Below are 17,174 nucleotides of genomic sequence, written 5' to 3' on the forward strand. Positions count from 1 at the left end.
CAAGTTTTGCACTTCATCCTTTCTTTTGAAATTAAATTCTTTGTAAATATAAAGTTCGTACAGACTCGTACACAAGACAATTTGGAATTTTAGTTTGGGAATTTCTTATAAAAACAAAACCTTCTCATCTATTTCAGACTGCATTAGGGCGGGAAGCGGTATTCTTTTGCGATACTGTAAAATCTCTTGTAAAGTAACCGATAAGTCTATTGAAAAAGATTTAGCTGACAGCCAAGCCCGCAGGGAAATGCCCAAATTATTATTATTATTATTATTATTATGTAGAACTATCTTTCTGAAATGGTTTGTGAAATTTTCTCTCCCAGCTCTTTAAATTTTTCATAGGTTTCATTAGAAACTAATTCTTTATCAATATTTACTTTGAGCTTATCTTTTTTTAATATAAAAGAATAGGCTGTTTCGCTTTTGGTGTCTTTTTTCCAAATTTTAGTGTCACCATCAGTTGAAAGTAAATTGTTGTCTAAATTATCAGATAATAATTTTTCCAGTTTTTTTCTTTTAATGGCATCAAAACTTGCGGTTAAAGAATAAGAGTCGTCTGAAACTGAAACAGAAACGGAGGTTGTTGTGGTTCTTGTCTGTTTAGAAGGTGCTTTTGCAACTGTTGTCGTATTTCCTGAAGTGGCAACTGCCGTTTGTGCTTGAACGAGAGTTACCCAAACAAACACGGTTATGAATAAAATGATTTTCATAAGTAAAAGTTTTAAATTATTATTCGTCTTTGCTATTAAACTGAAAGCCTAAGCCCCTTATGCTTGGAATTGAAATATTTGGGTCTTTACTAAAATATTTGCGTAGACGGCTGATGAAAACGTCCATGCTTCGTCCTGAAAAGAAGTCGTCGTTACCCCAGATTTCTTTCAATATATCTTCTCTTTTGACTAGTTTATTTTTATTGGCATATAAAAATTGAATCAACTGTGCATCTTTTTCGGTAATTCGGTGTGTGATTTCTTCATGGGTAAGCGTATAATTATCCCGGTCAAAAATATAAGTGCCAATAGAAAATACCAATGCCTCCTGTGGAATTCCTACAACAGGCTTTTGGCTTCTTTTCAATATGTTTTGAATCCGCAAAATCAATTCCTCGACTTCAAAAGGTTTCACTACATAATCATCGGCGCCAAGTCGCAGCCCTTTGATTTTGTCTTCTTTCAGGCTTTTTGCTGTTAAAAATATAAAAGGCGTTTCCGGATAGTTATCAATAATATTTTCAGCAAGGGTAAAGCCATCCATGTGAGGCATCATGACATCCAAAACACAGATATCCGGTTTGGTGTCCGAAAAATTTTTCAAAGCTTCCTTACCATCCTTTGCCCATGTTACCGTGAATCCTGAAAATTCAAGATATTGCTTTAATATAGAAGCGTAGTCAAAATCATCTTCTGCTAGTAAAATATGCTGTTTCATATTGGAATTGTAATTGTGAATAAAGATCCCTTGCTTTCTTGGCTTAAAACGGTGATAGTTCCGCCATAAGTTTCGACCAGCTGTTTGATATAAAATAGTCCAAGACCAAGGCCTTTGCTATTGTGGATATTTCCTTTTTCGACTCTGTAGAATTTATCAAAAATGGAAGCTTGCTCCTGAATTGGAATTCCTTTTCCGTTGTCTTTTACGGAGAGTATAAAGTCTTTGGCTGTTATCTTTAAGTCTGCTTCGATTTTGTCAGCGCCATATTTTACTGCATTGTCTAATAAATTTATTAAAATGGTGTTCAGATGAAAACGATCCATCGGAATGCTGAAAGCTTCTTTTAGACTTGTAAATTCAATAGCCACGTCTAGTTTTGAAAGCTTGAAATCGTCAATCATGTCCTTAATTTCTTCATCAGTAATCTGAATGATGCTTTTATTGGCAATAGGCATAACAGCAACTTCTGTGACTTGGCGAAACAATTTTTGCAGTCTCTCATTTTGCCTTGCAATCATCGCGAGGGTGTTTTTATAATGTTCGGGGCTCATTTGCTCATCCTTTCGCTGCAATGTTTTTATGGCAATATCCATTGTGGCAAGCGGCGTTTGAAATTCATGTGTAATATTATTCACAAAGTCCGTTTTGATATCGGCAATTCGCTTTTGGGTAATCAGGTTTTTTATTGACATATAATGTAGGAAAACTACAAATGCCATCAGTATTACCGAAAAGAGTAATAGACCTGTCATTTTAGAGATAATAGTTTGCTGTAATTTATCAAAACCATAAAAGCGGTTACTTTTTACAATCATCGAAAGTTCGGCGTCACTATCTTTATTCTCCCAGCGTCCCATAGAAGAGAGGTTTTGATTTTCCTTTAAGGTATCATTGGCTAAGATCATTATTTTTCCATTAAATAAAGTATCTGTTTTTTTATGATCTATGAGTATTATCTGGTTGAGATAAATGGAATAATCAATATCATAATCTCCGGTTTGCGCCATTTTTTTCATATAGATTTTCGTGGCAGTAGAAAGCGAATCTTTTTTGATACTAAGATATTTAATAAAATTTTGCTTTGTTGCTTTTCCTTTTAAATACTGTTTTGCATATTCTCTGGAACGTGTTGTCCAGGTATCGTTCAGATTCTCCCATTCTTCAGTATCTTCAAGACGGGCAATTTGCTTTTTAATAGCATTATTTACTTCCTTTTCATTTAATTGATAAGTATTGTAGATAAAATAGCCTTGTATGGCAGTCAGGGCAATTACTGTCAGAATACAGGCACCAATCAAGAGCATTATTTTTCTTTTCATCCGTCTTTAAAGTTTTAATTCGCAAAGCAAATCAGTTCGGTTTGTTAAGGCAAAGCTATCGCATTTTGGGCTTTTTTGATTTTAAAAAGCGGGCATTAACCCTACGTTAACCAAATTTATAAACAATAAGCCAGACAAAAGCATGTCCTGACTGAAATGTCTTTTGCGAAGAACTTTTTGTGTTTACTGTTCGTTTTGTGCCTTCTGGGGGTTTAACCCTTCATTAACCCTCTGTTAACCATTTTCGAAAAATGATTTGCAGAGCTTTGTCCCAGATAAATCATCAAACAATCATCAATGAAAAAATTAATCATGTTACTGTTGTGGGGGTCTTTTGCGGGATATTCCCAGGAAATTTCCCTATCTGGAAAGGTAGTTGACGGTTCTAATCAAGCCGTACCTTTCGCAGATGCACTGCTTTTGCAGGCAAAAGATTCTGTAAGCTATAAGACGGCACAGACAAATGAATCGGGAGATTTTTATTTTACAGGTATCGCAAAAGGGGATTATCTGATTAAAATAAAAACTATTGGATTTGAAGAATATTACCAAAAGATAAAATTGCAAAAAGATACAATATTGGATGTACTTTCTATAAAAGAAATTTCAAATAATCTGGATAATGTGACGGTTACTTCAAAAAGACCTATTGTAAAACGACAGGTCGACAGGCTTGAGTTTGGCGTCGAAAATTCCTCTCTTGCTTCAAACAATGCGTGGGAGATTCTGGGGAAAACTCCCGGAGTAATAACCAGTTCGGGAGGAGCAATAAGTATTCGCGGCAGCCAGAGTATTTTGGTAACTATCAATGACAAGAAAGTCTATCTTAGTGGGGAAGAATTAAAGCAGTTTTTAGAAAGTACCAACGGCGAGGAAGTAAAATCGATAGAGGTGATCACCAATCCGCCTGCAAAATACGAAGCACAGGGAAGTGCCGTTTTAAATATCAAATTAAAAAAGAACGTAGCACAAGGATATAAAGGATCTCTTAACACTGCGTACATACAATCGATGTATCCAAAGGGGATCGCGTCTGTAAACCAGTTTTATAAAGACAAAAAATTATCGCTGGAAGGAAGGTATGGCTTTGGTTCTGGTGTGTACGTCAATGAGGGTATTGATGTAGTACAATATTTAAAAGAAGATCGGTCAGTCGATTCCCGCTGGGAAAGTATCATGACACGTAAGTCAAAGTCGCTGGCACAGCATTCTTATCGTCTTCAGGCTTCTTATGAAATTGATTCACTAAATACGATTGCCATTGGCGCTACCGGATTTATAGGAAAGAAACAAGTGGGGGATTTTACTGTACCAACGTTTATTTATGGAGGGAATGGCGTTTTGGATTCGCTTTATGTAACCCGAAACAATCGAAGAAATCCTTTAACGAACAATGCCTATAATATGTCTTTTGAACATTTGTTTAGCGAAAAAGAAAAAGTGTCTGTGGCAGCAGATTATACTGAATACTGGCGCCAGGAACGTCAGGATATTGCTTCTGCATTTTCGCTTCCTGAACAGGATCCTTATCGCAGTGGACGTTTTATCAGTGATAATGTGCAGAACATTCAACTTTTTTCAGCACAGGCAGATTATTCAAATGAAAATCACGGTACTCTGGAGGCGGGGCTAAAATTTGGGAACGTAAAAGCGGAAAGCAATCTTGACTACAAAGACGAAATTGATGGCAGTTTTGTGAATAATCCCAACAGAACCAGTCTTTTTCTTTATGATGAATCGATATTGGCAGGTTATGGGAGTTATAATAAAGAATTTGGAAAATGGAGTTTTAAGACTGGATTACGTGGCGAATATACAGCCCTGAAAGGAAACTCAGTTACAACTGCTGAAGTCAACGAACAGCATTATTTCAAGCTTTTTCCAACATTTTATGGACTTTATAAAGCCGCCGAAGGGCATGAAATAGGACTCTCTTACGGCAAAAGAATTACGCGACCGCAATACAGCAGATTGAACCCGTTTCGTTCTTATTACAATTCTTATTCTTATTTTATGGGCGATCCAAAATTGCTGCCTACAATCAGTCATAACCTTAATTTGCTTTATACGCTGAAAAATAAATACAATTTTGATCTTTTTTATCGCCTTGAGAAAAATCCTTCGATGGAAATTTCGTATCAGGAATATGATACCAAAATGTTGGTATATCACTTTACAAATATTAAAAAAGATTTTGCCTTTGGTCTGGAGTTTAACACCAACCTTACTTTGTACGATTTCTGGGAATCCGGAATCCAGGCCGGATTGAGCTATGTCGAAGATCGTTTTCAGGGAAGAGATGGCAATTTATACAAAAACGGAAAACCAACTTATAATACAAGTATCAGCAACCGTTTTGTGCTCAACAAAAAGAAAGACCTGAATGCAGAACTGAACTTTCAGTACAATTCTTCATCAGTGCAGGGAACTTTTGTTTTCAGTCAGACCTTTAATCTTTCTGCTGCGATCCGCAAGAAAATATGGGCAGGAAGTGGAGAAGTATATGTCATCATTTCGGATATTTACCGCGGTGAAAAAGAAAAAGTCGTTACAAATTATGCTGATCAGTACAATTATTTTAAGTCGTATGGCGATAGTCAAAGCATAAGATTAGGCTTCCGTTATAACTTTGGAAATCAGAATCTGGTAAGTAAAAAGAAGGAGTCCGAGACGGAAGAACAGAAACGACTATAATAAAAAGAAGTGGCTACAGGATTCTGATTGTCATTTTCTTTTGGGAATGATCTTTTAAAAACAAAATAAAAAAGACTGTTTTAAATTAGGTGTTGATGGATTGCTTAGCTTTGTACTATGCACCAAAAACTTTATTGTCATGCCGATAATTGAACAATCAGAATATAATTTTCCTGCTATTATTTATCGCAACAGGCATATTTCTACTATTTATGCTGCTTTGTTTAAAAGATTTGATGCGCCTGGATATACAAGGGAAAAACGTGAATTAAGTGACGGAGATTTTATCAATATTGATTTTATTCTAAATGATCCTAAAAAGGCAGTTATTTTATGTCATGGTCTCGAGGGAGATTCCCGCAGAACGTACAATAATAGTTGTGCGGCTTATTTTCAGCAGAAAGGGTTTTCAGTTTTTGCCTGGAACAATCGCACCTGTGGAGGAGAAATGAACCGTCTTCCAAGGCTTTATCATCACGGTGCAGTTGATGATCTTGATGAAGTGGTTCAGTTTGTTTTGCAAAAAGGATTTGAAGAAGTTTACATGATCGGATATTCAATGGGAGGTGTTCAGCTTCTGAATTATCTTGGCTGGTCAAAAATTGATGAACGCATAAAAGCAGCAGTTTCTATTTCAGTGCCAACTCATATTGCAACGAGCGCTGCTGTGCTCAAACAAGGTTTTAACAGGGTTTATTTAAAGAATTTTACAATTGATATTAAAAAAAAGCTGAAATACAAAGCGGCACAGTTTCCTGATTTTATAAACCGTGATCAGATCGATAAAATTACTTCTTTTGATGAAGTTGATCATTATTTTACGGCACCGCTGCATGGTTTTGCAAGCCGGGATGATTATTATCAGCGTGTATCTCCGGAATTTTCCCTTAAAAATATTACGACTCCGGTTTTAATTATTAACTCTCTTGATGATCCTTTTTTAGGAGAAAGATGTTATCCCAGAGCTATAGCACAGGACAGCGAATATGTTTATCTGGAAACCCCAAAATATGGCGGTCATTGTGCTTTTCCTTTGCGTAATTCTACGTATTCTTATGCAGAAAAAAGAGCATATGAATTTTTTACCTGCAAACCTGTAGCTGTTTTTAAGGCGTAATAGATTATTTTTTTTATTTTCTGATTTGGCAAAGATGAGCTTTTGAGAATATAAAATTTGAGCCGTAAAGCAAGTAGAAGCCATCTTTTTTACTGATAAAGGCAATGCGATATTAAAATAGTCTGATTGAAATTGAAGATATCTTGAATTGCAAAGAAAATGCACTCTAAAACTAATCAGTCATAATAATGACATCTGAAAAGTTTAAATTTTAAGATGTTTTTTTGCTGTAAAAAAGAGAGTAACTCCAAAAAAATAATTTTCTAACTTTGTCGAATGCACGTACAACTATTAAAACTCATTTCTAAAGACACACTACTTTCTGAAAAAGAGAAGGAGATGTGCGGACAGTATTTTGAGCCTGTATTTTTATCAAAAAATTATATTCTTGAAGAAGAAGGAAAAATTCCGAAATACTTGTATTTTGTTGTATCGGGGTTTGTACGGCTTTTTCACTACAATAGCAAAGGCAATGAAGTTACCACAAACATCAATTGTCCAACCGGATTTATTACATCATACATGCATTTCATCAACCAAACAAAATCCGATGAAAATCTGGAATGTGTTACAGAATGTGAGTTGCTTAGAATTACCAAAACCAATCTGGATGTATTAATGGGGCAAAGTATGGTTTTTAAAGATTTCAGTATTTTGGTTTTTCAGCAGGCATTGGGTTATCATGAAAACCGCTCCAAAGAACTGGCAATGCTTACAGCAGAAGAACGATACCGTAAATTAATGAAAGACTTCCCGGACATATTGCACAACGTTCCTTTGCATTATATCGCTTCGTTTTTGGGAATGAATCCTAAAAGTTTAAGCAGGATACGCAAAGAAATCATTAGGTAACATTTGTGAGGTAGTTTAGAAAAAGCAATTCTCAATTTTGTGTCATCATTTAAAAATAAAAATATGGCACAGAAAAAATTAGCATTGGTCACGGGAGCAAACGGACATTTGGGCAATAACTTAGTGAGATTGCTGATTGAAAAAGATATTCCTGTTAGGGCTTCGGTTCGTAATATAAAAAATAAGGAACCCTTTGCAGGATTAAATTGTGAGGTGGTGCAGGCAGATATTACCGACAAACAATCCCTGATAAGCGCATTGCAGGGTGTTGAAGTTTTTTATGCAGTGGGAGCAGCATTTAAACTTTGGGCAAAAGATCCGAAAAAAGAAATTTATGATATAAACCTTGAGGGAACAAAAAACACTATAGAAGCCGCAGTTGCCGCAGGCGTAAAGCGTATTGTCTATGTGAGTTCTATCGCAGCAACAGATTTTTCGAAACTTCCCATAAAGGAAAGTAACGGTTACAATCCGGATCGCAGGGACATGTATTTCAATTCTAAAAATGACGGTGAGCAATTAGCCTTTGAATTAGCAAAAAAAAACAATATCGAGCTGGTTGCCGTTTTGCCCTCGGCAATGATTGGCAGTAAAGCGTTTGCGCCTTTAAGTGTTTCGTATAACATCATTGACCTGATTTTGAAAAAGCAAATTCCTGTTGAAACCAGAATCACCCTGAATTGGATAGATGTAAAAGACGTTGCCGAAGGCTGTTATCTGGCAGCAACAAAAGGTAAAAATGGCGAACGTTATATTTTGGCAAACGAAAAATGCATGTCAATAAAAGACACGACCAAAATTGCACAGGAACTTTTTCCCGAACTGAAAATAAAACTTCCAATAGCAGTTCCTAAAGCAGGCTTGTTTGTGGCTGCCTGGTTTATGGAATTAGCAGGTAAACTACAAGGGAAAGCCCCTTTGATTACCAGAAAAGACATTGCAATGTTCTCCGGTTTGCAACAAGACTTTGAGATTTCTAAAGCACGAAAAGAATTGGGTTTTAATCCTAAAAACTCAAAACAAGTAGTAAAAGAAGCAATGTATTATTTGCAGGATAATAAAGAGCGTTTTTACTAGAAAAATCTTAAAAACAAAAAGCCTGAAAACCCAGAGATTTTCAGGCTTTCTTTATTGAAATTTTTCCTAATAAAAGTCTTGTTTACAAAGACGAGAAATTATTGGTATACGCTTAAAATCAGGAAAGAATTTATAATGCGCTAAGAATTTAAATGTAAATTTTTCTTTCTTGGAAAAAATAAAAATAAGAAGCTTTTTATTTTTTCATCCAGTGAAGAACGTAAAATAGAGAATGCCTTGGTTATTTGAGCTTCAACAGTTTTAATAGAAACGTCAAGATGCTCTGCAATTTCAATATTGGTTAAACCTTCTTTTTTGCTTAAAATAAAAACTTCTTTGCATTTAGGCGGTAGGTTTTGAATTTCTTTGTTTACCACATTCAACACACGCTGAAATGATTCTGAATCTTCTTCCTGGATAACAGCATTTAAAGCGTCGTAATACGATTTTTCAAGAGAAAACAGCGATTGGTTTTTTCGATACAAATCAATGAATTCGTTGTAGACCAATTTATAAAGAAAACTTTTTAAAGCATGATCTGTTTTTAGCCTCGTACGTTGTTCCCAAACTTTTATAAAAACATTCTGCACGATATCTTCGGCGCTGTAAATGTTTTTTACCAAACTATTGGCATAGACACAAAGTTTATGATGATAGGTATCTATAAGATAGGCATAAGCGCTTTCATCTCCTTTACTAAGAGATTCAATTAGTGTAGCATTATCGTCGTAATCATCAATCTTCATGGAAACAAATATATAAATTAATAGTTTTTAAGGTTAAAATGCATCCTTTATTTCGCCAAATTCAGCTTTTTTACCCTTTTCTATTTGAAAATTATTACAAATAAAAAGGCGTAAAAAGGCAAAGATAAAAACATTTACTATTTTAATTCTATAAAACTAGTATGGTTTGTTGAAAGAAAAGACTTGTGAAAAATAAAAAATTCATCAAAATGAAAAAAACTTTATCAAATTGTTAGGGTTTTGTTTTTTGGCTTCGTAATAATATTAAAAACAAGTAAAATGACAGTGAAAAAGTCAGAGCGATTAATTGTTAAGTTTATCACAAATCAGGCAAGTAAGGACGAAATTGAAGCCTTGAATGAGTGGCTTAAAGAAGAGGAAAATCAAATTGTATTTAAGGATTTTGTAAAAATCAATTATGCAGTTGATGCTGCAACGTACACTTTTGATTCATCCGAAGTAAAAAAACAGCTCACAGAAAGAATTCAAAAAGAAAAGAATGTTTTTCAAAAAAGAATATTTTCATCGTATTACAAATATGCGGCAATTTTTATTTTGGTTTTGGGAGGATTTTATTTCTATCAAAATTCAAATTTGTTTCACCATAAAGAAAATGTTGTGGTTCCCAGACAAGATGATATTGTTTTGCAATTAGGCAACGAATCGACAGAAACCATTGATATATCTGAATCAAAAAACGTAACGGATAAAGATGGAAAAGTAATTGGTAAGCAGGAAAAAAACAGATTGGTTTATTATAAAAGAGATGGTGAAGGAGAATTGGTTTACAATACACTGAAAATTCCGTACGGTAAAAAATTTGAAGTTCAATTGTCAGATGGTACTATAATATATTTAAATGCCGGAACATCCTTGCGATATCCGGTTCAGTTCCTGAAAAATCAGAACCGCCATGTATTTCTTACCGGTGAAGCTTATTTTGAAGTATCAAAAGACAAACTCCATCCGTTTACGGTAAATACAAAAGAAGTTAATGTTGAAGTTTTAGGAACTAAGTTCAATGTGAATTCCTATTCAGAAGATAGAAGTACAGATGTCGTTTTGGTTGAAGGAAAAGTTTCGCTTTATAAAGATGAGAAAAGAAATGAAAATCAGGTATATCTGACTCCTGGAATAAAAGGTTCAAACATACACGGACAGCAGAAAATTACAACAGAGAGTGTTAATACCGATTACTATACGGCTTGGGTTAAGGGAAGTTTAGTATTTAAAAATGCATCATTTGAATCCATTATTAAAAAGTTAGAACGTCATTATAACGTCACTTTTATCAATAAAAATAAAATGCTTGGAAAAGAAATTTTCAATGCCCGCTTTGATAATGAACCTATTGAAGTGGTTCTGAAATATTTTAGTGATAGTTATGCAATTGATTATAAAATAAATGAAGATCAAATTACTATTAAGTAAAGAGGTGATAGGAGAATAAAGAGAATAGAGAATAGAGAATAGAGAATAGAGAATAGAGAAAAATATAAAATCAGAAATCTAAAATGCCTATGTAACAAAACGTCCAGAAAAAGGATCGTCATTTAGAAAAAAACCGGAAAATGCTCTAACATTTCCCGGTAAGATAAAATGCGATCAGCAGACTAACCAACCACAATTAAAAACATTTAAAAGTATGAAAAAAGTATTGAACAAAATTAGGTTCGACAAGCCTTTTTTGAAATTTGATTTGAAGATGAAATTGACCACATTATTTTTATTGACCACTTTGACAGTGATGCAGGCGGGAGTAAGCTACTCACAAAAAGCAAAATTGTCATTGAATGCCAGCGACATGACCGTTGGAAAAATAATTGAAAAAATTGAATATACCAGTGATTATAGATTTGTTTATAATGTAAGATCGGTTGATTTAGATCGAAAAATAGACATCAGACTCAATGATGTATCTATGGAAACGATTTTAAATACGATTTTTAATAATACAGGAACTGATTTTAAAATCTCAGGATCTCATATTATTTTGACCCCTAAAAAGGCCCCGGTAGAAAAAAGCATTGCGGTAAAAAAAGCTGAAATAGATTTTATCGTAAAAGGTAAAGTAACAGATGAAAAAGGAATTCCCTTAGCCGGTGCCGCAGTTTCTGATAACGGTTCAGGAAGAGGCGTCATGACTGATTTTAACGGAGATTATCAAATTATTGCCTCTAGCAGTGAAACAACATTAGCTTTTGCTTATCTGGGATTCATTAGACAGGAAGTAAAAGTAGAAGGTAAAAATGTCATTAATGTTGTACTTAAAGAAAATACACTTCAATTAGAAGGATTAGTATTAACTACAGGTTATCAGAATATTTCGGCTGAAAAAGCAACGGGATCATTTTCGAATTTAAAATCAAAAGATTTTGCCGAGCAGCGTTTAAGCAGTTTAGATAAAATTTTAGAAGGACGTATTGTTGGATATCAGGATGGAAAAATTCGTGGTACAACTTCTATGATGACTGGAGCAACAGCTCCTTTGTATGTTATCGACGGTTTTCCTGTTGAAAACACTAGATTAACACCTTATAATACATTAGAAGAGAATCTTCCAAGTCTGAACTTAGAAGATATTGAAACCATAACGGTTCTAAAAGATGCTGCGGCATCGTCTATTTATGGTTCTCGTGCAGCAAATGGAGTTGTAGTGATTACAACAAAAAAAGCAAAAGCCGGAAAAACAACGGTTTCATTTTCAAGTAATCTAACGGTTACTCCTTATCGAAATTATACCGGAAATCTTACTAGTTCTGCTGATATTATTGGTTTAGAAAAAGGATGGGCAGATGGAAATCCTAATTTAAAAACGGCTAATGCAGGTACCTATGCCCAATCATTGCTAAATAATGCTGTATTTACAAGTTTAGGAATGCAGACTATTTTAAATGGTTATGCAGGGAAAACGTCAATGGCAGAAATGAATAACCGTCTTGATGCACTGGGTTCTCAAGGTTATAAATACTATGACGATGTGGCGCGATATGCAAAACGTGATCAGTATTTTCTACAGCACAATCTTAGCTTAGGAAAAGCAACAGAAACAAATGCTTTCAACGCTTCCTTGACGTATAAAAGTAATCAGCTTGAGGATATTTATTCTGAAAATCAAACAGTTGGTCTTAATTTGAAAAACTCAACTCAAATTAACAGCTGGTTGTCTTTAGACTTAGGAACTTATGTTAATTATGGTAAAGGCGATACGCAAAGTTATAACCCTATTAATGCGTCTACCAGTACACTTAATACTGGCTATAAACATCAGCCATATAATCAGTTAGTAAATAATGACGGGACTAATTTTGTTTCTACACCAGAATCCCGCTACAATAGCTTTACACTTAATTCTATAAAGAATTATGGTCTCTATGATATGAACATAACTCCGATGGATGAACTGGGAAGAAATTTAGTTGAAAGTAAAAATTTCTTAAACAGAACGTATGCAAAGTTTAATGTAAAATTTAGTCACGCATTTACCTACAACGCAATGTTCCAATACGAGTTTGGCTCAGATCGTGCAAGTCAGTTATTTGATAAAGATTCTTATTATGTAAGAAGTAAGGTAAACGGATTGGTGACAATTGCTAATAATAAAGCCGTTTATAATTTGCCATATGGAGATATTATAAAAGAAACGAATCAGTATTCTAATGCTTATAATTTCCGTCAGCAGTTAAACTTCAATCAGACTTTTGCTGAAAAGCATGATTTTTCTGCGATTGCAGGCATGGAGATTCGTCACTCCAAACAAGAATATACTGATAACACACGTTATGGCTACGATTCACAAACTTTAGGTTTTGCACCAATAAATCAGGCAGATCTGCTTAAAGTATACGGAACGGTATTTGGAGGTTCTATGTCGCAAAACGATTTTTCATTAGAAAAAGAATTGCAAAATCGCTTCGTTTCTGTATACGGAACTGGAGGTTACACTTATGACAAAAGATATACCGTTTCGGGAAGTATCCGCTGGGATCGTTCTAATCTTTGGGGAACAGACAGTAAATACCAAAACAAACCAACCTGGTCTACAGGAGCAGGCTGGAATATTGATAAAGAATCATTTTTTGATGTTGTCTGGGTAGATGCAATTAAACTTCGTGCTTCATACGGTATTGGAGGAAATATCGCCAAAGATTCTGCGCCGTACTTAACAGCCTATTATAATTCTAACTCCAATGTTGGAGGAAATCAGGGATCAGTTAGCAAGAGACCAAATCCGGAATTGTCCTGGGAAAAAACAACGACTACCAATATTGGCTTAGATTTTTCATTGTTCAAAAGCAGATTAAGCGGGACCTTGGATCTATACAATAAAAAAGGAGAAAATTTGCTAGCGAGCAGCCAGGGAATTCCAACAGAAGGATGGGGTTATTCGACTTACACGCTTAATAATGGGCAGATGACAAATAGAGGAATCGAAGTTAGTTTGAGAGGAACTATTGTAAAAACGCCTTCATTCTCTTGGGATGCAGCTGTTTTATATGCTTATAATAAAAACGAAGTAGATTACGTAAATGTAAAAGCTCCGGTTTATTACCTGCAATTAGATTACCCACAGGCTTATCCAAGAGTTGGAAATAGTTTTAATACCATTTATGGCTATAAATGGGCGGGCTTAAGCAGTACAGGAATACCTCAGGTTTATGATGCTTTAGGAACAGCAGTAAAATACAATCCGGGACAAGTAGATGCTATTGAGGATTTTGGTTCAACAGTTCCTACGCATAGTGGTTCTTTTCATACTTCAGCTAATTATAAGAATTTCTCGCTTTCAGCACTTTTCATTTATGAGTTAGGACACAAAGTAAGAAATACTTTTCTGCCAATGCTAAATAACAATTACAATGGAGCAGCGGGAGGTTATGTAACTGATATTGCAGTAGTAAACAACCATATTGCAGACCGTTGGATGCAGCCTGGAGATGAGGCTTTTACAAATGTTCCGAGAGCAGTATATGAATATGATCCTGAGTTTAATTCAGATTCCCGTACTATTTATTCCTACGCAGATATTAATATTCTGGATGCTTCAAATGTGAGATTAAGCAATGTTTCCTTAGCATACCAAATGCCAAGTGCCCTTATGAAAAGAGTAAAATTAGACGGTGTGCGCTTCAATTTAAATGCAGAAAACGTGTACACTTTTGCTAAAAGCAGAGATGCTAAGTTCTTGCTGGGCGGTTTCACTTCCCCAAGTTTTGTTTTGGGTGTAAATGTTAATTTCTAATTTATAAAGACTAGACGATGAAAAATATATATATAAAAGCAGCATGTGTATTAGCTTTAGGATTGAATTTTGCCTCTTGCGATGACTATTTGAGCGATGTTCCAAAAGGATCAAAATCACCCACAACATTATCAGATTATGAAGCTTTTTTACGTGACGAATACACCAACCACAGAGTTGATATTACCGGGGCGTCGCAATTATTAAATGATCAATATGTAACTGTTGCCAGTTTAGCAAGCAATAGATTGTATATGGCCAATTATATGTGGGATGAAAATGCAGATCGTGTCGCATTAAAAGTATCAGACGAAACTACATATTACTCAAGTTATGCCGGAATTTCGACTTTTAATTTAATTATCGAAAATGCATTAACGACAACTAAAGCTACAGAATCAGAACAAAGAGTAGTTTGGGCAGAAGCAAAGATATTGCGCGCTATGAATTATTTCAATCTGGTTAATTTTTATGCAGATACTTACGTAGCTTCAACAGCTTCTACAAAATTATCAGTTCCTTTAATTACAAGTGCTAATATTAATGCACCAAGCAAGCAAGTAACTATTCAGGAACTGTATGATTTTATTCTGAATGATGTTAAAGAAGCTTTACCATATTTACCAAAAGTTTCTCAAACACCTTTGCATCCAAATTTAGGAGCTGGTTATGCCTTTTATTCAAGAGTTTATCTACAAATGAATAATTATACAGAAGCTTTAAGATATGCAGACCTGGCATTGGCAGAGAACAATAAATTATATGACTGGATTACGTATTATAATACCAATAAGGCAATTATTGATGTTCCAAATTCCTATACAACTACTACATCTCCAATGGGGTATACGTATGTCGAAAACTACACATATCGTCATGGTGCTTTTTCTAGTTTAACGACAGAAAATAGTATTCCTGTAGAGCGTGCCCAACGATTTGAAGCTGGAGATGCCAAATTTATCTCTCGTTGGAAACTTTACACGGTTGGTGCAGAAACTTATTACAGAAGAACCTTATCAGGTGCTTTTAATTTTGGAGGTATCACAACTGTAGAAGTATACTTGATAAAAGCAGAATGTCTGGCTCGTGCAGGGCAAATCAGTGAGGCGTTAGGTATTTTAAATACAGTTCGTAAAACCCGTATTCTTCCGGCCTCTTATCAGGATATTTCGACTGCAGACAAAAACACTGCTTTGAACGCTATTTACAAAACGAAAAATAACGAGCTTACTAACACGTTGATTCCTTTTGCAGATGCACGTCGTTTAAATGCCGAAGGTGTTTATAAAGTAAGCTACACCAAAACAGCTAACGGAACGACTTACACATTAACATCAGATTCTCATTTATGGACAATGCCATTTCCTCAGGGTGCTACCCAAAACCCGGGAAACGGAACTATTATTCAAAATGTAGCGAAATAAAACCTCAAAAGCTTCCTGATTAGGAATTCCGAAAGGGAGGCTTTTTCTAAAAAACAGCAATCAAAAATGAATACAATTAAATATAAAATATTCGGATTATGTCTGGGTTTGTCACTGGTTTCATATACCAGTCAGGCACAAGCTAAAAAAGCAATTCCGCAATCGTATACCCTTGAAGGAAGCATAAAAGGTCTGGAAGACGGAACCCTAATTGAGTTGATTCCTGGAGCAACACATTCATCAGAAACTGCAGTTGCCGAAACGACAAGTAAAGACGGCAATTTTACTTTTACAGGAAAACTAAAAGAACCACGCTTATTTTATATTTCGTTTGCAAAGAGCAAAGGATTTATTCCAGTTTTGGTAGAAAATGCTAAAATAAAAGTAACTGCCGAAGCTGAAATTTCAAAAAAAGAGGACCAAAGAATCAACTTCAAAAACGAAGTCATTACTGGATCAAAAGCAAATGATTATTTCAAAAAAGAAACTGCTTTTAGAGAAGAGTTAAATAACGATTATGTTGCCTATCATAAAGGTACTGAGGAACTTTCAAAATTATATTCGAAAGCGAGAACAGCAGGCAACAAAAAACAAATGGATTCTATTGGAAATACTCCGGAATGGAAAAAATTTGAAGCAGCTGAAAAAGCTTTTTTTGCTAAAGTACAATCAAGTTCAGAAAATTTGATTTCGAAACATAAAGCAACCTGGTGGGGACCGTTTTTTATGATGACACAATACAGTTATTTCACACCGGATCAAAAACCGGTTTTCGCACAATTCTCAGAAATCGCGAAAAAAAGTTACTACGGACAATTGGTAGAGAAAGAGGTAAATCCTAAATCGTTGGTAGGTACAAATATTTCCAATTTTGCATTGAATGATAAAGACGGAAAAGGATTGAATGTAAAAGATATTATAGCAGGCAAAAAATACATTCTAATTGATTTTTGGGCAAGCTGGTGCGCACCGTGTCGTAAAGAAATTCCAAACTTAAAAACAGCGTATACCACTTATGCTGATAAAGGTTTTGAAATTTTAAGTATCTCAATTGATAAAGATCAAAAAGCATGGCAAAAAGCCTTAGGACAGGAAAATATGCAGTGGCATAATCTTTTAGATGACAATAAAGTAAGTAATGCGTTTAATGTAAAAACCATTCCGGCCACCTATTTAGTTGATAGTAAAGGTATAATTATCAGCGACAATTTAAGAGGTGAAGCATTAGAAGAAAAATTGAAAGAACTTTTAAAATCTTAAACAGGATAA

The 17,174-nt window shown here is 34.8% G+C and carries 12 protein-coding genes; 8 read left to right on the plus strand and 4 right to left on the minus strand.

All coding sequences use genetic code 11. The annotated features are described in order from the left end of the window. Positions 1–287: 287 nt before the first annotated feature. From B0A67_RS22140 to B0A67_RS22150, 3 genes are read right to left on the minus strand one after another with little or no spacing between them, the layout of a single operon-like run. Positions 288–713, minus strand: a complete 426-nt coding sequence (locus B0A67_RS22140; protein ID WP_072964583.1) for a hypothetical protein — start codon at positions 711–713, stop codon at positions 288–290. 19 nt (positions 714–732) lie between these two features. After that, positions 733–1,431 (minus strand): response regulator transcription factor, encoded by a 699-nt coding sequence (locus B0A67_RS22145; protein ID WP_072964584.1) that lies wholly within the window; start codon positions 1,429–1,431, stop codon positions 733–735. After that, on the minus strand, positions 1,428–2,753 hold the full coding sequence (locus B0A67_RS22150; RefSeq protein WP_072964585.1) for a sensor histidine kinase: 1,326 nt from the start codon (positions 2,751–2,753) through the stop codon (positions 1,428–1,430). The genes B0A67_RS22145 and B0A67_RS22150 overlap by 4 nt, the downstream gene beginning before the upstream one ends. A gap of 297 nt (positions 2,754–3,050) precedes the next feature. Between B0A67_RS22150 and B0A67_RS22155 the strand changes: the two genes are divergently transcribed. The 4 genes from B0A67_RS22155 (at position 3,051) to B0A67_RS22170 (ending at position 8,493) form a co-directional block, all read left to right on the plus strand. Next, a complete protein-coding gene (locus B0A67_RS22155; protein WP_072964586.1) occupies positions 3,051–5,447 on the plus strand; it encodes an outer membrane beta-barrel family protein in 2,397 nt (798 codons plus the stop codon). A gap of 139 nt (positions 5,448–5,586) precedes the next feature. Further along, a complete protein-coding gene (locus B0A67_RS22160; RefSeq protein ID WP_072964587.1) occupies positions 5,587–6,564 on the plus strand; it encodes a YheT family hydrolase in 978 nt (325 codons plus the stop codon). 276 nt (positions 6,565–6,840) lie between these two features. Further along, positions 6,841–7,416: a Crp/Fnr family transcriptional regulator gene (locus tag B0A67_RS22165; protein WP_072964588.1), complete on the plus strand. Its 576-nt coding sequence runs from the start codon at positions 6,841–6,843 to the stop codon at positions 7,414–7,416. A 63-nt stretch (positions 7,417–7,479) separates the two neighbouring features. Further along, positions 7,480–8,493, plus strand: a complete 1,014-nt coding sequence (locus tag B0A67_RS22170; protein ID WP_072964589.1) for an NAD-dependent epimerase/dehydratase family protein — start codon at positions 7,480–7,482, stop codon at positions 8,491–8,493. 140 nt (positions 8,494–8,633) lie between these two features. Here the strand turns inward: B0A67_RS22170 and B0A67_RS22175 are convergent, their stop codons facing one another. Then, complete coding sequence (locus tag B0A67_RS22175) at positions 8,634–9,239, minus strand: RNA polymerase sigma factor (protein WP_072964590.1); 606 nt, start codon at positions 9,237–9,239, stop codon at positions 8,634–8,636. 279 nt (positions 9,240–9,518) lie between these two features. On the opposite strand from B0A67_RS22175, the gene B0A67_RS22180 reads away from it, so the two are divergent. The 4 genes from B0A67_RS22180 to B0A67_RS22195 all read left to right on the plus strand — a co-directional run bounded on the left by B0A67_RS22180 (position 9,519) and on the right by B0A67_RS22195 (position 17,165). Then, positions 9,519–10,670: a FecR family protein gene (locus B0A67_RS22180; protein WP_072964591.1), complete on the plus strand. Its 1,152-nt coding sequence runs from the start codon at positions 9,519–9,521 to the stop codon at positions 10,668–10,670. Positions 10,671–10,884: 214 nt separating this feature from the next. Continuing rightward, positions 10,885–14,481: a SusC/RagA family TonB-linked outer membrane protein gene (locus B0A67_RS22185; RefSeq protein WP_072964592.1), complete on the plus strand. Its 3,597-nt coding sequence runs from the start codon at positions 10,885–10,887 to the stop codon at positions 14,479–14,481. A gap of 17 nt (positions 14,482–14,498) precedes the next feature. Then, positions 14,499–15,905 (plus strand): RagB/SusD family nutrient uptake outer membrane protein, encoded by a 1,407-nt coding sequence (locus B0A67_RS22190; protein ID WP_072964593.1) that lies wholly within the window; start codon positions 14,499–14,501, stop codon positions 15,903–15,905. Between the two features lie 66 nt (positions 15,906–15,971). Further along, the gene (locus B0A67_RS22195) at positions 15,972–17,165 is read left to right on the plus strand and encodes a TlpA disulfide reductase family protein (RefSeq protein ID WP_072964594.1); all 1,194 of its coding nucleotides are present in this window, start codon (positions 15,972–15,974) and stop codon (positions 17,163–17,165) included. Positions 17,166–17,174: the final 9 nt, after the last annotated feature.

The sequence above is a fragment of the Flavobacterium aquidurense genome (assembly GCF_002217195.1).
GTDB lineage: Bacteria > Bacteroidota > Bacteroidia > Flavobacteriales > Flavobacteriaceae > Flavobacterium > Flavobacterium frigidimaris.